The sequence below is a fragment of the Planktosalinus lacus genome (assembly GCF_014640155.1).
GTDB lineage: Bacteria > Bacteroidota > Bacteroidia > Flavobacteriales > Flavobacteriaceae > Planktosalinus > Planktosalinus lacus.
In genome coordinates this window covers 14,251-36,185 of the sequence record NZ_BMGK01000010.1, presented here as the reverse complement: position 1 = coordinate 36,185, position 21,935 = coordinate 14,251, and the positions used below count along the sequence as shown (strand labels likewise).

The window sequence follows — 21,935 nt, the reverse complement described above, 5'->3', positions numbered from 1 at the left end:
TTCTGAAAATCCTAACGGTTTTTCTATTTGGTTTTTAATTACTCAATTTTGGTGCTTATCTACTCAACTAATTTTTCATTTAAACTCTTTGGGGAAAAAAACAAATCTGGTTATTAGAATTAAACCTTTATGGTTTTGGAATTACATTCTATTTTATTCTTATCTAAAACACAAAGTATTAATAAAGGATTTGTAAAAGTGTAGTAGTAAACATTTTCTGCAAAAAACTCTTTACCTTTTATTCTATTATTTTCTTTATCATTAGGTAAATTCTCATCTGCCCTAATATAATAAAAAGGGAATAAATGGAAATTCCCCTTTCTTAATTTTTTAAAAAATTCTATCCAAGCACCAATTGGCCAATTTCTCGATTTTGGTCTTTTTTTTATATAATCTTCTCTCAAATCATTAAAATAATTCATATTTCTACGATTCATAAAATCCAATAATTCTTCATTCGGAATTTTTAAATCTTCAAATTCTACGACATTGAAATTTCCAGCATAATGTTTTTTACCCCAATCTACAGCAGCTTTATTGTTCTCTTCCCATAAATAGTAGCCTTCACCAAGAAAAGGAATTTTAAAAGTTCCTTCTGGTGTTTTCTTTACAGGTGCTTTAAAAGGAGCTTTTTTTAAAATGTAGGCGCTTTGACCCTTTCTACAAGTATGTTGATATGTAAACACAGTATTACTACTCATCTCCAATCTCATCTAAATCAATCATATTTTTGATTAAGTCATCTTTGAATCCAGATAAGTTTAGCGTCGGAAGAGTTATTGTATCAAAGCCAGATAGTGAAGTAAAATTAGAAATAAAGCTTCTGATATATGGAAAAATTATTGCTGGACCATTAATAGAAATAAAACTAAATAATGCTTTTTCATCATCAGTATTAAAATTAAACATCCCAATTGATAACATTTTCAAAATAAAATCATTGTCTTTATCAACAATTTCAATTTCTATGTTTATATGAAATTGGTTTTTAGACCGACTTATAAGAGCTTGGGGTTCTAAATTAAAAACATTTTCATCAGCTTCGACCCGGGTTTTCTCAAAATGAAATTTCGGCACTACAAAATTTACAAAGTTTAATTGTGATTCCATATTATAAAATTAAATAAAAAAAAGAACCTGTTTAGAGTTCTTTTTAATAATGTCTTGTTTTAAATTGACAGATTTTCGATGCTCTGCATCATACAACAGTAGTTTTTCAAAACTTGCAATCCATTGTTTGCTAAATGACTTTGAATTATGAAACCAGTTATTGTGTGATTCTATTTCATAATTATCAAACTCACTCATCAATTCATCTAATTCTGAATTTGACAAACTACTGGCAAGCTTTTTATTTAATTTCAAAGACTTGTCCATTAAGTTAGAATACATAGTTAATCTTTTAGGTTTATAATATTACTTTTCTTTAATCAAATATAGTGTTAAACTTAATATATACAACAAAATTAGTATTTATTTAGCTGTTTTTCGTTCTCTCTAATATTTTGCAAATATACAAAATTTTAATTAGCAAATTGTATGCAAGTATATATTGTTATAACAGATGTTTCATTTAAATTTATCAATAAAGCACTGCTAATAGCCTCAGCCGCTTCTATGAAAAATACTCTTTCACAACTTTTATTACTTTTAAATAATTTTTACATAAATTAACCTGGCAAATTAAAATAAAACCGTTATGTGCTTTCACACCTCACAAACCAAAAAAGTCACCAAACTTGAAAAGCGCTTCAAAGTAAGTTTAGATGACGATGATGCCAGAGATACATATGACATCCCCTCATTCCATTTAAACGGATTTGTACACCCGAGTATGCTCATCATCCCACAAGAAGAGCCAGCGGCATTGGTAGAAGGCAAATGGGGCATTGTCCCACAAAACAAAAAACCGGAAGATGTTAGTGAATATTACAAAGAAGCCGTGCGTTATGGTGGCGGGTTAAACGCCCAATCAGAAAAACTGTTCAATCATTTCATATATAAACACGCCGCACACTCAAGGCGATGCCTAATCCCGGTAACAGGTTTTTTTGAACCCCACGAAGAAAAAAGTAAAAAATACCCTTTTTACATCTCCCGAAAAGATAATGATGCTTTTGCATTAGCTGGCATTTACACTCTCATTGACGGGATGCCTACATTTTCAATTCTAACAAAATCGGCTTCACCCCTATTTGAAAAAATCCACAACAAAAGAAAAAGGCAACCCATTCTCATTCCCACAATAAATGAACATGACTGGTTGGCAGACAACCTTACAGACAAGGATATTCAGAACTTGATCAACAACATATATCCAGAAAACGAGCTAAATGCCTACACTGTTAGCAAAGATCTATTTAGTCCTAAAGTTTATAGCGATGTTCAATCCATTTTAGACGAAGTAAAGTATGAAGGAGTGTCTCTGTAGTATTACCCACCAACAAGCACTTGGTTATTTAAATTCTTTTAGACAAGGTGTGTTTTCCTTAACGAATTAACTCCAAAATTTTTTGTTGAATTGTTGAGTTCAAAAATAAATGTTTAGCAATAAAGTGCTCACAGAAAATTAAGGTTCAACAAAAAATCAACAAATTGAATTTTTTGTTTGTTGATTTTTTGTTGAATTATTAAAAGGGTTGGTTGACTTGGATTAGTTGTGTCAGGTAAAAGATGGTCAACAAATCAACAATTTTTAAGTTCATCAATAAACTCTTTTTTAAACTCATAGAAACGACCCTTTACAGAGTTTGAAAGTTGGTTCCAGGTGTTTTGATGAGGATCGTGTATATTTTTATACAAAGTATACGAGCTATTATAGCTTTGAAGGTTCCATTTTTTGTTTACAATGAGACTAATCTGTGATCTGGTTGCCCGATTATTGAAGCGCTTCAAGTCTTCTAACAAATCAGACAAAGAAAACTGCAGCGTATCTAATCCAATTTCTTCAAACTTTTCTGAAAGAAAAAGTATTAAATCTTTTTCAAGTGAATTTCTGGTACCTTTTACTAAATTACTCAGGGCTTCAGTCCATATTTGGTCTTTAGTAAACCACATTCTGGTTTTCCTTGGAGTCATTATTTCCCTCGTATTTAGAAAATATTTAAAGGCAGGAAGTTCCTTTTCAAACTCATCTAAAATATCAGGATTTTCAATCCTAAGAGATTCTATCTTAATTACCCAATAACGTATTTCCTTGTCGTCAATTAAGATGAAGTTATCTTCATTGTTGCTACATAGAATAAACTTTCCGAAAAAATCGGTTTCAAGTTTTTCCATACCTTTTACTTCCAATTTGTTGGATCTGGAGGTGGAAAGGTTTTTTATGCGCTCACTATCTTCTTTGCGATTAAGAAGTACTTCTTCTGCTGCGATTATCAGCTTGTTGCCCCAGTCCGAATTAAATCTACTTCTAAAATCCTCATTTTTATTGAAGGTCATGTTTCCTTGGAAAATCAATTTTAGCAAGTTCAGAAAGGTTGTTTTTCCGGTTTTTCGCTCCTCGCTTACCAAGCAAAGAATAGGCAAAATTTGTGTTGGATACCGCCAAATAATAGTCAAATAATCTAAACCTAAATCAAATTGATTTCCAAAAATATGTTGCAGGAATTTTTCAATGGTTTTAAAATCACCTTGTTTGATTTCTCCGGTTATTGGCAGATATTCATTATAAAATTCATTTACTTCCTGTTGAAAATTAGTATGTGACGGTAAGGTTACAAAACCTTTGTATTTGGGTATATCCTTTAAAAAGGCATTACCATGGTCATCTCTTATAGTTTCTCGCTTCCATTTTATTATTTGCTCATGTAAATGGCCGTCAATGGTTGGCTTTTTTACAATTCTAAAATATTGTGTTCCTATTCGTAAGTATTCCATCTTAATTATGTTTTTTGGTGATGTATAACGGGTAGTGAAGTAAGGAGCATCTATCATTTCTGGGATTCTCACATAGTAGTATTTTCACCTTGATCAGATCAACAGATTTATCTTGTTTGTATACTTCGTTCACTCCATAACTAAGGTTTGTGGCACTTAAAGAAGGGTGTTGGATTAACCTACCTCTTGATGCCTTAATCATTTCAATTAATTTGTTAAAGAAAACAATTGTGTGTTGTGGGTGCTTTTCATATAGTAGGGATCTTAAGATGATTTTTTGAATCTGTTTCAAGTCATCATCAAATAGCGGGTATGCAGAATTATAGGATAGCATTATCTTCTATATTTTAAAGATTTGACCTCCTTTAACGAATCTTCCATTTTTTTACGATTGATAACGATCCTGTTACCAATACGCTTCGCTGAAAGTGTTCCTCGCTTTATGTAATTTCTTACAGTAAGTTCAGATACATTTAAGTAGCGGGCAGTTTCCTTTACGGTGATAAAGTCATCCTTCTTTTCTTCTTCGGCTTTGGTGAGATAAAATTTAGAAACTGATTGTTCTACAGAAGTCTTTACTATGGCTTCAAGATCTTCTTGGGTAGTGATTATTAAATTCATTTTTCTTAACGTAGTTTTTAATGTGTTAAACTCTGACGCTAAGCTATGAACCTACAAAAGGGATGTAATTTGGGAGAGATGTTAAAATTTTAAAAACATATATATCTTATATTCAAATATTTAAAAAATACAAGTGCGTTGCAAAATGGTAATTTAATTGGGATAAGATTTTTGAAAAAGGTTAATTTTATCATAACTTACCAAAAAAAAGCATTATTCTTTTATAAAATTCAGGTTTGTTTACACTATCAGAATACGGGCTAATATACTTTTCAAAATTATTATAATATCTTTTTCTATCCCTTTTACTTCTTATAACTAATCTGTTCTTAAACCATTTATCTATTTCATTATAATGATTTGGAAAATTTCCTCTTAAATTATGTAAAAAACAACCCAGATCTTCTTGTGTAAAATCAGAACTAAGTAAATATAATTCTAATACCCCATCACTATTTATGTCAGTGTTAAAATAGAAGGAAGTTGGTGATATATGAATGAGTTTGTGTTCAAATAGAAAATCATAAATTTTCCTGAGTTTGGGATAGTCACTACCAAAGACTGTAGCTCTAAATATATCGCCATTGTAGAAATGCATAAGCTTAGCTTCTAATTCAGAAATTTTATATTCGGCTGATTTATATTTATTTTTAATTAATTCAATTTCATTTTGAAAATCAGTTTTAGCATTATTCAAGTTTTCATAATACTGTTTTTTCAACTCCTCTATTTCATCTTTTAGATCTTGGTTTTTCCGCTCAATATCTTTCTTTTCATTCTCCTGCTTTTTATAGAGAAAACTCTCAATATTTGTAACATCGGGAAAACCTACATTGAATCCTTTACTTTTTAAATGATTGCTAAAAGTATAGTGAAAACTAAGTATTCGTTTGTGATACATGTAATTAGCTAAACTTTTTTTTAAGGATTCTAAAGATCCCTTAATAAACATAGGTGAGTTCAATGAATAAAGGTATCTACAAAGCTCGTTTATAAATAAATCATTATTGTCGGCTGTTTTATTGTAAATTGAAAATATAAAATCTTTAGAAAAATAATTCAAATCATTTTTAGCCTTTTGAGTAGCTTGAAGTAAAGCTTCCGAATCAATTCCTCTATCGTTTATTAATTTGTTATTCTCAATGTCAAAATTAAAAATATCCAAAGCATAGATTTGCAACTTATTATACATCTCTTTGTCTGCTTCAGAAATAATATCTAATATATATTCATTAATATTAGATATATTTGTATCAGTTTCCAGTTTTTTTTTCCAAGAATCTGGTATCTTATTCATTATTAGCTCCATGCTTTTATCATTTCGTCCTCTCTAACCTTAGTGGACAGCTTTATATATTTCTGAAAACTACTATAACTTTTATGACCTGTGATGCTCATAACAACATCCGGACGCATCCCCTTTTCTAATGATAAGGTAATAAAGGTGCGCCTGGCAGTATGTGTGCTGATAAATTTGTACTTAGGCTTTTTAGTTTCAATGCGCTTTTTCCCAATAAAAGTAGTTTTAATAATATCCTCTACAAAACCTGCTTTTGCGCATGCTAATTTAATATAATCTCGAAATTTTGAAGGACTGATGATAGGTAAATTATAATTGTATTTTTCAAGTATTGCCTTAGAATATTTGTTTAAGGGTATCCCTAAATTATCTTTTCCCTTTTGTGCATTCTTATAAATAATACCGTTTCTGATATTTTCTTTTTTGATTGTAGAGTAATCACTATAGCGCATACCGGTGGAACAACCGAATATAAATATATCCCTTACACGCTCCAGGCGTGGGTGTTTTGTGAGATCAGCATTGTATAGTGTCTCAAGCTCTTCCATACTCAAAGCAATTTCATCCGTTGCGCTGGAAGGTTTTTTAAAGCTTTTAAATTCCAGATTATCGTGAAATTTATTATTAAATGCCCAGTTCATAAAAGTTTTTATGAACCCAATATTTCTCCCCAACGTATTGTCCTTATGCTTTAAGTGCTCGCGGGAATAATTTAAAAACTTCGTGTAGAAGTTCTGGTCTATGGAATTAAATTGAAGAGGGTAATTCTTTTTTAAGCTAAATTCTTTAAGAAGTGTTTGAATGTTTGTGTATCTATTAATTGTACCCTCGGTTATATTTCCTTGTTCCTTTTTTTCGGCAATTAATAAATCAAAAGCTTCAAGAAACTCATTTTTCTTTGGAGAATATTTTTTAAACTCTATATCTAATTCCTTGCGTATAACTTCAACGGTAAGTGGTTTATTTTGCAGCTCAAGAGTTCTACAAATCAACTGAAATTGTTCTTCATAACGACTGAGTTGAGAAATTATAGAATTGACTTCAATGGCTTCTTTAGTTTTCCCCTTTTGCTTTATTGGGAATTTACTCTCTGCATCCCATAATTTTGGGTGAATTTTTTCTCCTGTGGAATACTTTAAATATTTATTTTGAGACTTTATAGAGGCTCTCAAATAAATCAAAGTGGGTTTCTTACTTGAAGGATCTTTTAAGTTAAAGGTACAATTATATGCCATATGATTTTATTTAGGGGCATAATTAGGGGCATAATTTTGTCATAACCTCTAATTTTTTGCTGGAAATCAAATATAAACAAATTAAGCAATATAAGAGCTTAAAGGCATATTTTATTAGTGATGAGTGGTATTAGATGCAAAAAAGGTCGAATCCCTCCGACTCCACCTTCGCCCTCCGAAGCTTTCGAATTTATGAGAAAGCGTAGGAGGGTTTTTTATTTCATTTAATTTTTAAAAAATATTAGCTTGGGCTTCGGTGGACGCAGTCCACAGTATATAGTTTATTTCTAATAGTGCTTCGTTGAACATCGTCCACAGTATTTATTATATTACTCTAAAGAGGGCTTCGCCCTCCGAAGCTTTCGAATTTATGAGAAAGCGTAGGAGGGTTTTTTATTTCATTTAATTTTTAAAAAATATTAGCTTGGGCTTCGGTGGACGCAGTCCACTGTATATAGTTTATTTCTCAATAGAGCTCCGCGGTACATCGTCCAAAGTATTTACTATATTACTCTAAAGAGGGCTTCGCCCTCCGAAGCTTTCGAATTTATGAGAAAGCGTAGGAGGGTTTTTTATTTCATTTAATTTTTAAAAAATGTTAGCTTGGGCTACGGTGGACGCAGTCCACTGTATATAGTTTATTTCTCAATAGAGCTTCGCGGTACATCGTCCACAGTATTTATTATATTACTCTAAAGAGGGCTTCGCCCTCCGAAGCTTTCGAATTTATGAGAAAGCGTAGGAGGGTTTTTTATTTCATTTAATTTTTAAAAAATATTAGCTTGGGCTACGGTGGACGCAGTCCACCTTCACATAAATCTTCTATAAAAAAAGAAACCAATTACCACATCTAGAATGATAATTTTATTACTTTATTTTTTTTCATACTTTTAAATACTTCCTTAAATTGTATTTTATGTATGTAAAAAATGATAAGCTTTGGTATGTCTATATTTTGCAATGTAAAGACAATTCATTTTACATCGGTTGTACAGACGATCTGGAAAGAAGATTTGAGCAACACAACAAGGGTTACGTAAAATCAACCAAAATGAAATTACCGGTCTTAATTGTTACTCATTTAACATTTACTAATAAATACACAGCTTTTAATTTTGAAAAGTACCTGAAATCAGGTTCTGGTATTGCATTTAGAAATAAGAGGTTAGTTTAAGAATAGTTTATACCATAAGACCATAATGGTATTTGATAAAATAACTCCCATCCGAATGCAAAAAAATCATCACCAGATAATCCCAACTCTACTCATTATGTTTTCTTGACCAGGTTTTGTTGTTTAAAACGCCCGCACCTCTAGGGTCGGATGAATGACAAAACGTATTAAGCTTTCTTACGGGCAGTAAGCACCACCCCCACAAGTAAAACCACAACACTGATTATAACCGGTGTCCAGTTAGCCGAACTTACGGCGATATCCATCCCCAGAAAACTAAAACTTTCTGAATCCTCCATCGCCTGCAATCCAAAGACAATGGTGCCAAGAGCACCCAATAGCAATAATATTATTCCAAGTGTTTTCATAATGTTCGTTTTGATTGTTGATAGATAAAGATAGTAAAATTTGAAATAGGCTTTGAAAATAAAATAATCGAAATTATATTAAAATAAAACTAAATTTTATTTATATTTGCTTTAACTATATTCAATTATGATACCCAAGTTACCCATCCAATGTCCGTCCTGCGTAGAGTCCCTTCAGGTGGCCCAACTGCATTGTAGCAGTTGCGGGACATCGGTCAATGGGAGCTTTTCATTGCCCTTGTATTTAAAACTATCCCAGGAGGAACAGGACTTTGTCTTGCAGTTTTTAATCAACAGCGGCAGTCTCAAAGAAATGGCAAAACAAATGAATAACAGCTACCCCACCATAAGAAACAAACTTGACGATATCATAGAAAAAATAAACCGGTTGAAAGAAGATGAAAACACTGCTCTTTAATCCATTTAAAAAATACAGTGAGCGACCATTGCTCATCTTTGGTCTTATTACTTCTATTGCAGGAGTTGTTATTGCAACCTTAACAAACACCCGCTTTGATGGTGTCCTTGACACACACTTCGCAAAAGAAGTCAGCTTGACTACTGCCGGCCTCGAAAGCTTGTGCAACCTCTTTAGCATCGTTTTGGTATTTTTTATTTTGGGAAAGTTTATCAATTCTAAAACAAGGTTCATAGACATCTTGAACCTGGCACTCATCGTTAAAATACCTGCTTATTTTTTAACTCCCCTCAATTACAATAACTGGATACATACCAAAACATTCCACCTGATGGATACACTTGGAAACCCCTTAATTCCCAACCTCAGCCCAACCGATTTGTTGATACTCATAGGTGTTGGAGCTGCCTCATTAGTTGTATTAACCTGGTTTATTATAGTGTTGTATAACGGCTTTAAAATCGCAACAAACTTAAAAACAACAGCACATAAAGTTTTATTTGTTGTTGGAATCATAACTGCTGAAATCATATCAAAAATTCTTATCAATCAATTTGTACTTAAAGTATGACAGTTCATTGGTCCAATCCACTTTTTTTAACCCTGGGTTTAAGCGGTCTCATATTTTTGGCAGCAGGGTATATAATGCTGAAATACCCGCCAAAAAATAGAAATTATTTCTATGGCTATCGCACACGTCAGTCAATGGAGTCACAGGAAAAATGGGACTTTGCACAAACATTTGCTGCTCGTGAAATGATCAAACAGGCTTGGTATATGTTAACAATTGCCACAGTGGGGCTATTTCTAAATCCGGAAGAAATGTTGAGTATGTTTTTGAGCTTTGGTTTCATTCTTCTTTCAGTTATCATAATGTTAGTCAAAACTGAAAACAAACTCAAACAAAAATTTAAACAAGCAAAATGAAAAGGTTTCAGGAAATACAGCGTTTTGACCAATGGTGGATAAAAGCATTACTAATTATAGTTATAATTGCAACCCTCCTTCCAATTATTAGCATCGTGCAACAGACCAATACAGGTCCTGAAGATATCATTGCAGCTTCAGTAGGGTTTATTACTGTTTTGGCTGTGAGTGTATTTATTTTCTCTTTACAACTAAAAACCACCATCAATTCCCGTGGAATAGAATATCAATTTAAACCGTTTCAGAAAAAAACAATTCCCTGGAAGGAAATCACAGAATGTTACGTTAGAACTTATAACCCTTTAAGGGAATATGGTGGCTGGGGTTTACGTTGGGGCCTGAGCGGAAAAGCACTCAACATCAAAGGAAATAAAGGCATACAAATTGTACTGAAAGACAATAAAAAAATTCTTTTGGGAACTCAAAAAGAAAATGAAGCTAAAAACGTTATAGAAACATACTTTACGATAAATAATTCTACACCATGAAATACATCACTCTAGTAGTTGCTCTTTTAATCACTTCAATCACTTGGAGTCAAAGCAATCTTAAAGAAGAAAAAATTGACATAAATAGCCTTATTGAAGGAACATTGTTGGTTCCAGAGAATCAAGAAACACTCACCTTGGCGATCATTATTCAGGGCTCCGGACCCACAGACCGCGATGGAAATCAACCCAACGCAAAGAACAACTCACTAAAATACCTGGCCGAAGGGCTTTCAAACAATGGAATCGCCACTTTTAGATATGACAAACGCCTTGTAAAACTGGCAAGACAAGGAAATCTTAAAGAAGAGGAGATATCGTTTGACCATTTTATTGATGATGCTGAAGAAATTATCACCTACTTTCAAAACCAAGAACGTTTTAAAAATATCACAGTGATTGGTCACAGTCAAGGCTCTCTGGTGGGAATGGTAGCTGCTTATCGCAATCAGGCGGATGCTTTTGTGTCCATTGCCGGGGCCGGTCAGGAAATTGATGATGTAATCGTTGAACAATTGCAACGTCAGGCACCGGCACTGGTTGATGATGCGCGCCAAAGTTTTGATGACCTGCGGGTTAACGGGATTGCATTGAATTATGGTGAAGGCCTGGCTTCAATATTCAGGCCGGGCATTCAGCCATTTATGCGCACCTGGATGCAATACAACCCTCAAACTGAAATTGCCAAACTCGAAATTCCCGTTCTAATTCTTAACGGAACAGAAGATGTTCAGGTAGATGAAGAAGAGGCCAAATTATTGCACAGAGCAAAACCCAATGCAGAAATGTACTTGATTGAAAATATGAACCACGTACTGAAAGAAATTGCCGCGGGTGATACAATGGACAATTACAAATCATACAACGAGCCTAAGCGACCGGTGGTAGAGGATTTAGTTGAAAAAATAACAGTGTTCATCAATGCTTTGGAGAAATAACATCCCTTATTAGATTGTACTGCCAAGCGCTTTAGTTTTTTGCTTTCTTTCGCTTAAAGCGAAATGAATAAGGGTTACCACCTGATGATAACACTTCCCCAGGTAAAGCCACTTCCAAAAGCTGCCAAAACAACCAAATCACCCTCTTTTATTTTTCCCTGCTCCCAGGCTTCAGTCAAAGCAATGGGCACTGAAGCCGCTGTCGTGTTCCCATATTTCATGATATTGTTGAATACCTGATCGTCTGAAAGACCAAACTTCTTCTGCACAAATTGAGAAATTCGCAAATTGGCCTGATGTGGAATCAACATATTAATGTCTTCTTTTTTCAATCCGTTGGTCATCAATCCTTCCATAATGACCTCTGAAAAACGAACCACAGCATTCTTAAACACAAACTGACCGTTCATATATGGAAAATAAGATTCGTCATTGGGGTCATTATCGGCTAAAATATCATTCACCCAGCGCTTGCCCATTCCGGGGGCAATCAAAGAAAGTTCCTCGGCATATTTACCTTGAGAATGTAAATGAGTTGAAAGCAACCCCTTGCCATCGTCTTCAGAACGACTGAGTACTGCGGCTCCCGCTCCATCTCCAAAAATTACTGTAACACCTCGACCCCGCGTGGTTTTATCCAAACCGTGTGAGTGCAACTCTGAACCAATTACCAAGATGTTTTTATACATTCCGGTCTTGATAAATTGATCAGCAACCGAAAGTGCATAAATAAACCCGGAACACTGATTTCGAACATCCAACGCTCCCACAGTCTTAATATCCAACTCCTGTTGCACCTGCACACCGGGACCGGGAAAATAATAATCCGGACTCAAAGTGGCAAAAATGATAAAATCAATGTCATCTTTTGAAATTCCGGCTCGCTCAATAGCAATTTTGGCAGCTTTTACACCCATCGTGGAAGTGGTTTCTCCGCTGCCGGGTTTCACCCACCGTCGCTCTTTGATACCGGTGCGCTCTTGAATCCATTCATCATTGGTATCCATCATCTTGGATAAGTCCTCATTTGTAACCACATTTTCAGGCACATAACTTCCCATTCCGGAAATTCTCGAAGTATATAATTTTTTCATTCGTAGTGTAATTTTGAAAAAGGCAAGATAGAGATTTAAAGCCATTGGTAAAGGGCTTTAACAAGGCATTTTATATGCATGCATAATAATTAAACTAAATAAAAGAGGCACACTCTTTAGAATCTGAGTATGCCCCTTTAAAACAACCTAACCAATAAATAAAAATTCTCTGTGTTTTATGAAAATAGTTGGTTCATAGCAATTAATTTTCCACATCGATTTTCTTTAATACTGTAAATATAATACTGTTTATATTTTAACCAAATTATTTAAACAAAATGTTTTGTTAATATTTTAAACTGCTACTTTTTTTTCGGGTACATAATTTAGATATCTGTTGATAGAAACCCGGGCGCCCAAATCATTCATCAGATTGTACAGACCAAAAAAGGTCCTGTTAATGTAAAGAAAGTGCTTTGAGCCTCGGTTTCCATTCATCTTCCTGATTTCAGTGTCTTTAGAATATTTATCGCTGAGCTCAGCTATCTTGCCAAAAAATTCTGGATCTGAAAAATCAAAAGTTTCTCTGTGAAATGGCTGGGTGAACAAACTGAGCATTTCGTAAAACAGTTCCGAAAAGAACTTCAGCTCTTCAGCGGTGTCTTCCTTCCTGAGGATTTCAAGCGCCATCATCTTTTCCGTAAAGATTTCAGGGTTGTTGATGTTCTCAGGTTTAGCAAGTTCAAAATAAGGGTCATAAAACTCCTGAGGTACACGCTTGATACATCCAAAATCAATAGCAATGAGTTCCCCTTCCTTATTGACCAGGAAATTCCCGGGATGCGGATCAGCATGAACGCTTTTTAAAACATGCATTTGATACATATAAAAATCCCATAGGGTTTGACCCACTTTATCAGCCAATACCCTATCTCTGTTGCGCTTGGTGAACTCTGAAAGATGCTCCCCTTCCATCCAGTCCATTGTAAGGATGCGTTCGCTGGACAAGTTTTCATAATAATCAGGAAAACTTAAATTGGGAATATGTGAACAAGCCTCTGTGATTTCACGACTCTGCTGTAACTCCAGATTGTAATTGGTTTCCTCCAGTAATTTGTCTTCAATTTCCTTAAAATATTTTTCTGAATCTTTAGCCTTGAGATTAAACATCTTTAAGGCAACAGGCCGCACCAAAGCCAAATCACTGCTGATACTTTCAGCAATACCCGGGTATTGAATCTTAACAGCCAGTTGTTTGCCATTCAACATGGCACGATGCACCTGACCAATACTGGCCGCATTGACAGACTCTGCTTCAAAACTGTCATACAGTGCTTCAGGTTCTTGACCCAAATAACGTTTAAATGTTTTACGCACCAGCGGAGCAGACAAGGGAGGCACCTGAAACTGGGCCAATGAAAATTTCTCAACATAGGCCTTCGGCATAATGTTTTTTTCCATACTCAGCATCTGGGCCACCTTCAAGGCGCTGCCCTTCATGCTTTTCAGTCCATCATAAATATCTTCAGCATTGTCTTCGTTGAGCTTATCCCTAGTTAATTCAGGGTTGACAAGCTTTCCACTATAGTATTTTAAATAGTTTCCACCCACCTTAACGCCGGTTTTGACTAGTTTTGAAGCTCGCTGTATTTTCCCGGTCGGGATGTGATCTAATGTTTTCATTCGTTACACGGTATTAAATTTGGGGTGAGCCTTATCAGGGGTATACATTTCTATCTTTTCTATTTTCTTTATTCTATACTCTAAATACTAAGCCATTTTCTCTTTCCATAAAAACTTACCAAAATCAACCACACTTTCCAAAGGCGTAGTGGCAAACACATCAAAAATGGCACGAACCGATTTTTCAATTACTACATCCGTCTTTTCAAAAGAAGGGGAATTGTCATCCATCCAAAATTTTAAGATAAATACAAACTGGAGCCAGGCTCCTTCAGAAAAAATTACTGCAAGGTGCTTGAGGAATTTAAGTTGTTGCTCGTCATTTTTTTCCTCTATGAGTTCTGAAGCAAAAGATTTTACTTTCTTGCGTAAAGGAGCTAGTTGTTGTAAGGTCTTTAGTTTGTCTTTCTCGTGAGTAAGGGTAAATAAAACAAACGATCGATTGGCAGTCAATAATTCAAAAAAAGTATAGAAAAAAGTCAGCATCTTTTCCTGATTGCTGAAGTGATCATAGTCCTTATTCTTTTCAGACAAATCCATGGTCATCTCATAAAAAGTGGTCCAAATACCTGATTTCAATCCTTCAAACGAACCAAAGTGAGTGTAAAAATCCTGTTCGCTAAAACCGTTTTCTTTTGAAAACTTAAAGATGGAAACCGGCATTTTTTCGTTTTCTAGAACATAGGCCATATAGCTGTCTATAATCTGCTGTTTGGTGATTTTTTTCTTTGTCGAAGTTTTTTTTGTCGTTGCCATATCATTGAATTTTATTTCAATACAAAAATAATCAATGTTTAACTTTATTTATTGTTAATTAAACAGAAAGTTGTGTTAAATAAAAAACAGTTCCCGTGGGATGTATTAAAAATGCCATCTTGTCACTCCAATCACACTTGGTATTTTTTTTGCCATTAACATCCCAAACATTAATAAAAAGAAATATCATGACAAAAGGAAACATTAATGTATCGGTAGATAATATCTTTCCGTTAATTAAGAAGTTTTTATACAGCGACCACGAGATTTTTCTTCGCGAATTAATCTCTAACGCCACAGACGCCACCCTCAAACTAAAACACCTCGCTACACTTGGTGAAGCAAAAGTAGAATATGGCAATCCTGTCATCGAGGTAAAATTGGATAAAGACAACAAAACCCTGCATATCATTGACCGGGGTATTGGAATGACCGCAGAAGAAGTGGAAAAGTACATCAACCAGATTGCTTTTTCAGGTGCTGAGGAATTCATCGAAAAATACAAAGACAAAAATGGTAAAGATGCCGGCATCATCGGTCATTTTGGTCTTGGTTTTTATTCCGCCTTTATGGTAGCCAAAAAAGTAGAAATCATCACAAAATCTTACACTGATGCCCCTGCAGCACATTGGTCTTGTGACGGTTCACCGGAATTCACCCTGGAACCTGCTGATAAAACTGAACGCGGAACCGAAATCATCCTGCACATTGCTGATGACAGCGAAGAGTTTTTAAGCGAAAGTCGGATCAACGAACTTTTGGTCAAATACAACAAATTCATGCCAGTTCCCATCAAATTTGGAACCCGCACCGAAACCCTGCTAAAACCCAAAGACGCAAAAGAAGACGATCCTGCCCCTACCAAAGAGGTAGATAACATCATTAACAATCCTGAACCGGCCTGGACCAAAATGCCCACCGACCTCAAGGATGAAGATTACAAAAACTTCTACCGTGAGCTCTATCCAATGCAGTTTGAAGAGCCTTTGTTTCATATCCACCTCAATGTTGACTACCCGTTTAACTTGACAGGTATCTTGTATTTCCCCAAGTTAAACCACGAAATGGTGGCCCAAAAAGACCGCATCCAATTATATCAAAACCAGGTGTTTGTCACCGATAATGTAGAAGGCATTGTGCCCGACTTTTTGACCATGCTGCGCGGGGTGATCGATTCACCTGACATTCCGTTAAACGTTTCGCGAAGCTACCTCCAGGCCGATGGCGCAGTGAAAAAAATAGCAAGCTACATTAGCCGAAAAGTTGCCGATAAACTCAACTCCTTGTTCAATGATAACCGGGAAGATTTTGAAAAGAAATGGGACGACATAAAAATTGTCATTGAATATGGAATGCTCTCAGAAGATAAGTTCTTTGAAAAAGCACAGAAATTTGCACTTTACCCAACTGTAGACGGCAATTATTTCACTTATGACGAGCTGGTTGAAAAAATCAAAGTCAACCAGACTGACAAAGATGGAAAACTGGTGGTACTGTATGCAAAAGATAAAGACGAGCAACATGCATATATTTCTGCAGCCAAAGACAAAGGCTATGAAGTGCTTCTGCTCGACTCGCCCATCGTGCCACACCTCATCCAAAAACTGGAATCTGAAAAAGAAAAAGTAAGTTTTGTACGAGTGGATGGAGACCACATAGACAACCTCATCAAAAAAGAGGATGCAGTCATTTCAAAATTAAACGATGAAGAAAAAGAAAAATTGAAAACCACTCTTGAAGAAATAGTTCCTAAAGAGAAGTTCACCGTGCAAATGGAAGCAATGGACAGCAATGCCAATCCGTTTGTAATCACCCAGCCGGAATTTATGCGCCGTATGAAGGAAATGAGCCAAACCGGTGGCGGAGGTATGTTTGGTATGGGCAATATGCCTGAAATGTACAACCTGGTGGTAAATACCAATCACGAACTCGTTTCAGAAATACTCAATACCAAAACACAGAAGAAAAAAGAACGTTTGGTAAATCAGGCACTTGATCTCGCAAAACTATCTCAAAACCTGCTTAAAGGCGAAGATTTAACCGCCTTCATCAAGCGCAGTTATGAGATGATAAAGTAAAACACATATTTTTATAAAAAGTGAAAAGCTCCTGTAAAATCAGGAGCTTTTTTTTTCGCTTCTTTGCGCTCTTCATAAATGTCTTTATCCGCTTTGGCAAAGTACTTGATGATAACTTATTTGAGTCTCTAAAATAAATCTTATGAAACTAGTATTACTTTTCACTTTAAGCTTTTTCAGCTTTCAGGCAGCTACTTCCCAAACAATTCAAAATTCAAGCTTCAGCACCACCGCTTACATCAAAAATGACGGTAGAATTCAAAATGCTAGTTACAGCACCATAGGTTACATCAAAGATGATGGACGTATTCAAGATAGCAGCTACTCAACGATTGGCTACATCACAGAAGATGGCAAAATTCAAAACAGCAGTTATAGCACTGTGGGGTATGTAAAAGAAGATGGGCGCGTACAAAACAGCAGTTATTCAACCATAGGTTATATCAAAGAAGATGGCAGGGTACAGGACAGCAGCTACAGTACCCTAGGATATGCAAAAGGCATAAAAAAAGAATGGGCTGCCGTGGTCTTTTTCTTTTTTGAATTTGAGTAAAACAAGCGATTCAAAAAATTACTGCTTTACATTCAATTAAATTGTTTTATTTTGTAACAATTACCAGCGTCAAGCCACAAACAAAAACATTCTAAGTGCCTTGAAAAAAAACACAATAAGAATTGGTATTCCTTTAGTTCATAAAAAATAAAACAAATGAAAAATAGTATTGTAATTACGCTTTTGATAGTCGCAGGAATTCTAAATGCCCAAACAGATAAAGAGCTTGCCCAAACTTTTATAACTAAAGAAAAAATCGAAAGCCACCTCTACTTCCTGGCAGGTGATGAAATGCTGGGGCGTGAAACAGGAACCCGGGAAGAACTCATCGCAGCACAATACCTGGCCACTCAACTGCACAGCTATGGCGTACAGCAAGTGCCCGGAGCAGACGGTTACTTCCAACAAGTTCCCATGATAAAAACCATCCCTCCGTCAATGGCAAAACTAAAAGTGAATGAAAACGAACTTCCAAAGTTCGTAGCCGTAAATGGAGGCAACATATCCTACAACGGTAAGGCTGTATATCTTAGTTATGGGTTGGAAGCAGACTACTCCGGTAAAGATGTAAAAGGAAAAGTAGTGTACCTTAAAGGCGGAAGTGAAACAGCCCAATCAGCACAGGAACAATTTCAATTAATGGAACAAAAAAGAGCGATCGCAAAAAAAATGGGTGCCAAAGCAGTCGTCGAATTTCTTGCCATCAATCCAATGATCTGGAACTATATAGAACACGCATATAGCGAAACCATTATTTCACTAAAATCAGACAATGAGGATGAAGACGAATTCAATTACATGATTGCACTTGATAACGATGGAGAAACTGCAAACAAATTGAGTATGGAACAAAACAATGAGGCAGAAATCACCATCAGTGGAAGCAAAAAAGAAGAATTTAACGCACGCAATGTAGTAGCAATGGTTGAAGGAACAGACCCCAAACTTAAAGAGGAGTTCATCATTTATTCGGGACACTATGACCACGTGGGAGTGGGCAAACCCGATGCCACTGGCGACTCTATTTACAACGGGGCACGTGACAATGTAGTGGGAATCACCACCGTGTTAAGTATGGCTGAAAACCTGGCAAAATACCCCACCAAACGCAGCGCTTTGTTCATCCTGTTTACGGGTGAGGAAAAAGGCTTGCTGGGTAGTAATTACTATGTCAACAACCCCTTAATTCCTCAAAAACAAACCGTATTTTGCTTCAATAGCGACAATGCCGGTTACAACGATACCTCTAAAGTTACGATCGTCGGACTCGGAAGAACAACTGCAGAACAGGACATCAAAGTAGCAGCCTCCGCTTTCGGACTCGATGCCATCGACGACCCGGCACCGGAACAAAACCTCTTTGACAGAAGTGACAATGTTCATTTTGCAGCTGCAGGTGTCCCCGCTCCTACCTTTTCAATGGGTTTCACCTCCTTTTCAGGCAAACTTACCGAAACATATCACCAGCCAAGTGACAATCCTGATACGGTCGATTATGACTATCTTGTGAACTTCTTCAAATCCTATGTCCTGGCCGGAAGACTTATTGCAAACAACCCGGTAACCCCTTTTTGGGTAAGTGGTGATAAATATGAAGCCGCAGGAAAAGAACTGTATCAAAAATAAACATTAAACATTGAACTTTGAATTTTGAATCTTAAACCACCCTCCCATGACCAATAACGATATACTCAAAAAACTGCGCGTAGCACTGAAATTAACAAACGACGACATCGTGGAGATTATGAAACTGGTAGACTTTCAGGTTTCAAAATCAGAACTGGGTGCTTTGTTTAGAAAAGAAGACCATCCTAAGTACATGGAATGTGGCGATCAGTTTCTACGTAATTTTTTAAATGGCCTCATCATACACCTGAGAGGACCGCGGGAAGAACCCAATAAAAAGTAAAAGCCCTTTTCCCAAAGGAAAAAGGCTTTACACTAACTAACAAATTGGGGGTAAAAAAAGGGAAATCTAATTTTTTGCAAATGTGAGCAAATCAACACTGCCGTCACCACCACTCACATGTCTTAACTCCAGGAGTGTTGAAGTAGCCGTTTCAATATGCCAGTCTTCACTAATTTCTTCAAAAGGACCGCTACTGTCTGAAAAATTCAAAATCAGTTTGGGTGTACTGTCATCTGTACCGGTCAACCAGGTACCGTTTTTGGTCGTTGAACCATTGGCAGCAATTAATGTCCCATTGGTATTAAATGTAAATTCAAAATTATTGAAATGATAGGTTTGGTCTGTTCCGTCTTCAACAAAGTCGATTACGTTCCATTTTCCATCAACAACAGTATTGTCAATTTGTGCAATACTGCCGCCATCATCATCAAATCCGTCATCGTCATTACCATCATCATCCAGTGAACAGGTTGAAGACATTAAACTCATTGAAAATATTGTTAGAAATGCAAGAAAAAAATTGGTTCTCATAAATATGGTTTTAAAAGTTAAAGGTTAGATTATTATAGTTTTTCAAATTTTAAGATATCGCCATCATCGTCATTTTCCTCAATGAGGTCTATTAGGGTATTGCTAAAACTCACAACACTCCAGTCCTCATCTAATTCATCAAGCGGGTAGACATCAATAAAGTTCAAAACAAGCTTTAAGTTAGAGTCGCTTCCACTTACAAACCAGGTTCCTTCAAGGGTCACACTACTATTGGAAACTGCAATCTGACCGTTTTCCATGAAGTCAAAAGTAAACGAATTAAAGTGTGAGGTTTCATCCTCATCGCCGTCTTCCAGATAGAGTGAAATAAACCAGTTACCATCTGTCATAGCATCTCTTAACTCTTGTGCCTCTGAACTTCCACCACCGTCTGTGGGGGTTCTAGAAAACGTAAGATAATCAGTGCTGCCATCTCCGCCACTGATATCAAACAAGCGAATGAGCTCATTGCTAAACTCCATTACCTTCCAGTCTTCTTCAAGTTCATCAAACGGATCGTTCACACCAAAATCCAGGTTGAGTTTAAGTTGCCCGCTGCTCGAGTTGGTGATAGACCAGCTTCCGGGAATGCTTGTGCTTCCATTGGTGGCTGTAGCCTCACCACCCGGATTGAAGAAAAATTCATAGCCTGCAAACACAAAGGTTTCATCTTCATCATCAAAAAAGTAAGACACAAACCAACTATCAGTTGTAAGAACGGTTTCTAAATCAAGAGGTGTTGGAGGGTCATCACCGGGCTCATCACAATTTTCAATGATACCCTGCAGTTGAGCATTACTGGTGACAGTCACTTGACTGCCGTCACCAAGAATCACTTCTATAGGGAAATCAATCGCGATATAAACGCCGGCATCGAGCCCGGTGATGAATTGAAATAATTCAGCATTGGAATTAATGACAACCGTGCCGGTTTGTTCATTATTGGAATTATAGGTGAAAAATGTAACGGGATAAACAAACTCAACACAGTTAATGGCCTCATCAATCGTTTGACAAAGCGCGGCCAATTCATTAAGCTCCTGTTGGCTGTTAATTTCAAGCGTCGAAAAATCTTCAAAGACCACAGTTACAGGAAAAACAACTGTGATTGTTGCAGTGGTGTTTACAAGATTGTTTAAATCATCCTCATCGGCGATGGTGATGGTTTGCCCGTTAATAATCACCTCATAAGGAAATTGAATTGAAGAACAGGACGTGCCATCAATAAAGTCATCAATACCACCACTGTTTTGAGAAGTGTTGATTAATAGTTTGGCAAGATCAGATGCTGCAGTAATTGCATCTGAAGGAGTTTCATCAATGATGTCTATCTCCTCCTTTTGGCAGGAAATAAAAAAGATGCTAACAAGTAGCAATAGCAAAGTTGGTTTGTGAAATAGTTTCATTTTTGATATCATTATACTAGTAAAACAATTAGGATAAAAAATACCCTACCCTTTTTTTTTAAAATCTTTTAAATACATTTACACCTAATATATAGAAATATTATGAGTGATCAGGAAACTGTGTGCAAAGAATCTGTTTACAATAAATTGTTTCAGTCCCTTTCACCGGCCATCTACAATTTCATCTATTTCAAATGTGGTGATGTAGCCCGGGCAGAAGATTTGGTGCAGGAAGCATTTATTAAACTTTGGGAAAACTGTTCCAAAGTACCGCAGAATAAAGCAAAATCTTTTTTATATACCGTGTGCAATAACGCTTTCCTCAATGAAGTGGCCCACCAAAAAGTAGTCCTGAATTTTACTAAAAAATCAGTTCCAAAAATCAACGATCAATCACCTCAGTTTGTGCTGGAAGAAAAAGAATTTGAAGCAAAACTTGAAAAAGCACTGGCAAACCTCACAGAAGCACAACGCACCGCTTTTTTATTAAACCGCATTGAAGGAAAAAAATACCGCGAAATTGCCGAAATACTCGACATCTCAGTAAAAGCTGTTGAAAAAAGAATGAGCCAGGCACTGGATTCGTTGAGAACTGAATTAAAAAATATGAATATATAATGATTAAGGTAGGGTAAAC

Annotated in this window: 26 protein-coding genes; 12 read left to right on the top strand and 14 right to left on the bottom strand. The window is 35.9% G+C overall.

What is annotated here, in order from left to right; translation table 11 throughout:
- Positions 1-119: 119 nt before the first annotated feature.
- Genes IEV69_RS11765 through IEV69_RS11755 form a run of 3 tightly spaced genes read right to left on the bottom strand, consistent with a single transcriptional unit; the run spans position 120 to position 1,392 of the window.
- Entirely contained in the window at positions 120-701 is a 582-nt protein-coding gene (locus tag IEV69_RS11765; protein WP_188442698.1) for a hypothetical protein, read from the bottom strand.
- Positions 694-1,110 (bottom strand): protein-export chaperone SecB, encoded by a 417-nt coding sequence (locus IEV69_RS11760; RefSeq protein ID WP_188442696.1) that lies wholly within the window; start codon positions 1,108-1,110, stop codon positions 694-696. Before IEV69_RS11760 ends, IEV69_RS11765 begins: the two co-directional genes overlap by 8 nt.
- A gap of 9 nt (positions 1,111-1,119) precedes the next feature.
- Positions 1,120-1,392 carry a hypothetical protein gene (locus tag IEV69_RS11755; protein WP_188442694.1) on the bottom strand — a complete coding sequence of 91 codons (273 nt, stop codon included), beginning with the start codon at positions 1,390-1,392 and terminating at the stop codon, positions 1,120-1,122.
- A 307-nt stretch (positions 1,393-1,699) separates the two neighbouring features.
- Between IEV69_RS11755 and IEV69_RS11750 the strand changes: the two genes are divergently transcribed.
- A complete protein-coding gene (locus tag IEV69_RS11750) occupies positions 1,700-2,431 on the top strand; it encodes an SOS response-associated peptidase (protein WP_188442692.1) in 732 nt (243 codons plus the stop codon).
- A gap of 254 nt (positions 2,432-2,685) precedes the next feature.
- Here the strand turns inward: IEV69_RS11750 and IEV69_RS11745 are convergent, their stop codons facing one another.
- The 5 genes from IEV69_RS11745 to IEV69_RS11725 form a co-directional block, all read right to left on the bottom strand.
- Entirely contained in the window at positions 2,686-3,879 is a 1,194-nt protein-coding gene (locus tag IEV69_RS11745; protein WP_229741439.1) for a primase-helicase family protein, read from the bottom strand.
- A 1-nt stretch (position 3,880) separates the two neighbouring features.
- Positions 3,881-4,213 (bottom strand): hypothetical protein, encoded by a 333-nt coding sequence (locus tag IEV69_RS11740; RefSeq protein WP_188442795.1) that lies wholly within the window; start codon positions 4,211-4,213, stop codon positions 3,881-3,883.
- Positions 4,213-4,500 (bottom strand): helix-turn-helix domain-containing protein, encoded by a 288-nt coding sequence (locus IEV69_RS11735; RefSeq protein ID WP_188442690.1) that lies wholly within the window; start codon positions 4,498-4,500, stop codon positions 4,213-4,215. The genes IEV69_RS11740 and IEV69_RS11735 overlap by 1 nt, the downstream gene beginning before the upstream one ends.
- Before the next feature lie 190 nt (positions 4,501-4,690).
- Positions 4,691-5,797, bottom strand: coding sequence for a hypothetical protein (locus IEV69_RS11730; protein ID WP_188442688.1), 1,107 nt, complete (start codon positions 5,795-5,797; stop codon positions 4,691-4,693).
- 2 nt (positions 5,798-5,799) lie between these two features.
- On the bottom strand, positions 5,800-7,035 hold the full coding sequence (locus tag IEV69_RS11725) for a tyrosine-type recombinase/integrase (RefSeq protein WP_188442686.1): 1,236 nt from the start codon (positions 7,033-7,035) through the stop codon (positions 5,800-5,802).
- 916 nt (positions 7,036-7,951) lie between these two features.
- Between IEV69_RS11725 and IEV69_RS11720 the strand changes: the two genes are divergently transcribed.
- Positions 7,952-8,209 carry a GIY-YIG nuclease family protein gene (locus IEV69_RS11720; RefSeq protein ID WP_188442684.1) on the top strand — a complete coding sequence of 86 codons (258 nt, stop codon included), beginning with the start codon at positions 7,952-7,954 and terminating at the stop codon, positions 8,207-8,209.
- A 167-nt stretch (positions 8,210-8,376) separates the two neighbouring features.
- On the opposite strand, the gene IEV69_RS11715 is transcribed toward IEV69_RS11720, so the two are convergent.
- On the bottom strand, positions 8,377-8,577 hold the full coding sequence (locus tag IEV69_RS11715) for a hypothetical protein (RefSeq protein WP_188442682.1): 201 nt from the start codon (positions 8,575-8,577) through the stop codon (positions 8,377-8,379).
- Positions 8,578-8,704: 127 nt separating this feature from the next.
- On the opposite strand from IEV69_RS11715, the gene IEV69_RS11710 reads away from it, so the two are divergent.
- From IEV69_RS11710 to IEV69_RS11690, 5 genes are read left to right on the top strand one after another with little or no spacing between them, the layout of a single operon-like run.
- Positions 8,705-8,995: a DUF2089 family protein gene (locus IEV69_RS11710; protein ID WP_188442680.1), complete on the top strand. Its 291-nt coding sequence runs from the start codon at positions 8,705-8,707 to the stop codon at positions 8,993-8,995.
- Positions 8,976-9,566, top strand: a complete 591-nt coding sequence (locus tag IEV69_RS11705; protein ID WP_188442679.1) for a hypothetical protein — start codon at positions 8,976-8,978, stop codon at positions 9,564-9,566. The genes IEV69_RS11710 and IEV69_RS11705 overlap by 20 nt, the downstream gene beginning before the upstream one ends.
- Entirely contained in the window at positions 9,563-9,922 is a 360-nt protein-coding gene (locus IEV69_RS11700; RefSeq protein ID WP_188442677.1) for an SdpI family protein, read from the top strand. The genes IEV69_RS11705 and IEV69_RS11700 overlap by 4 nt, the downstream gene beginning before the upstream one ends.
- Entirely contained in the window at positions 9,919-10,410 is a 492-nt protein-coding gene (locus IEV69_RS11695) for a hypothetical protein (RefSeq protein ID WP_188442675.1), read from the top strand. The genes IEV69_RS11700 and IEV69_RS11695 overlap by 4 nt, the downstream gene beginning before the upstream one ends.
- Positions 10,407-11,348 carry an alpha/beta hydrolase gene (locus IEV69_RS11690; RefSeq protein WP_188442674.1) on the top strand — a complete coding sequence of 314 codons (942 nt, stop codon included), beginning with the start codon at positions 10,407-10,409 and terminating at the stop codon, positions 11,346-11,348. Before IEV69_RS11695 ends, IEV69_RS11690 begins: the two co-directional genes overlap by 4 nt.
- A gap of 74 nt (positions 11,349-11,422) precedes the next feature.
- Here IEV69_RS11690 and IEV69_RS11685 read toward each other — a convergent pair whose 3' ends face one another.
- The 3 genes from IEV69_RS11685 to IEV69_RS11675 form a co-directional block, all read right to left on the bottom strand.
- On the bottom strand, positions 11,423-12,442 hold the full coding sequence (locus IEV69_RS11685) for a 3-oxoacyl-ACP synthase III family protein (RefSeq protein ID WP_188442673.1): 1,020 nt from the start codon (positions 12,440-12,442) through the stop codon (positions 11,423-11,425).
- Between the two features lie 294 nt (positions 12,443-12,736).
- Complete coding sequence (locus tag IEV69_RS11680; RefSeq protein WP_188442672.1) at positions 12,737-14,065, bottom strand: ABC1 kinase family protein; 1,329 nt, start codon at positions 14,063-14,065, stop codon at positions 12,737-12,739.
- Between the two features lie 87 nt (positions 14,066-14,152).
- Positions 14,153-14,821: a TetR family transcriptional regulator C-terminal domain-containing protein gene (locus tag IEV69_RS11675; protein WP_188442671.1), complete on the bottom strand. Its 669-nt coding sequence runs from the start codon at positions 14,819-14,821 to the stop codon at positions 14,153-14,155.
- Between the two features lie 188 nt (positions 14,822-15,009).
- Between IEV69_RS11675 and htpG the strand changes: the two genes are divergently transcribed.
- From htpG to IEV69_RS11655, 4 genes are all read left to right on the top strand, one after another.
- Positions 15,010-16,899 carry a molecular chaperone HtpG gene (gene htpG, locus IEV69_RS11670; protein WP_188442669.1) on the top strand — a complete coding sequence of 630 codons (1,890 nt, stop codon included), beginning with the start codon at positions 15,010-15,012 and terminating at the stop codon, positions 16,897-16,899.
- 142 nt (positions 16,900-17,041) lie between these two features.
- Positions 17,042-17,452, top strand: coding sequence for a 5-fold beta-flower protein (locus tag IEV69_RS11665; RefSeq protein WP_188442667.1), 411 nt, complete (start codon positions 17,042-17,044; stop codon positions 17,450-17,452).
- A gap of 156 nt (positions 17,453-17,608) precedes the next feature.
- A complete protein-coding gene (locus tag IEV69_RS11660) occupies positions 17,609-19,078 on the top strand; it encodes a M28 family peptidase (protein ID WP_188442665.1) in 1,470 nt (489 codons plus the stop codon).
- A gap of 46 nt (positions 19,079-19,124) precedes the next feature.
- Positions 19,125-19,361, top strand: coding sequence for a DUF1456 family protein (locus IEV69_RS11655; protein WP_188442663.1), 237 nt, complete (start codon positions 19,125-19,127; stop codon positions 19,359-19,361).
- Between the two features lie 66 nt (positions 19,362-19,427).
- On the opposite strand, the gene IEV69_RS11650 is transcribed toward IEV69_RS11655, so the two are convergent.
- Positions 19,428-19,892, bottom strand: a complete 465-nt coding sequence (locus tag IEV69_RS11650) for a hypothetical protein (protein ID WP_188442661.1) — start codon at positions 19,890-19,892, stop codon at positions 19,428-19,430.
- A 32-nt stretch (positions 19,893-19,924) separates the two neighbouring features.
- The gene (locus IEV69_RS11645; protein ID WP_188442659.1) at positions 19,925-21,298 is read right to left on the bottom strand and encodes a hypothetical protein; all 1,374 of its coding nucleotides are present in this window, start codon (positions 21,296-21,298) and stop codon (positions 19,925-19,927) included.
- Positions 21,299-21,400: 102 nt separating this feature from the next.
- Here IEV69_RS11645 and IEV69_RS11640 point away from each other — a divergent pair, with 102 nt between their 5' ends.
- On the top strand, positions 21,401-21,916 hold the full coding sequence (locus IEV69_RS11640) for an RNA polymerase sigma factor (protein WP_188442657.1): 516 nt from the start codon (positions 21,401-21,403) through the stop codon (positions 21,914-21,916).
- The last annotated feature ends 19 nt before the right edge of the window (positions 21,917-21,935 follow it).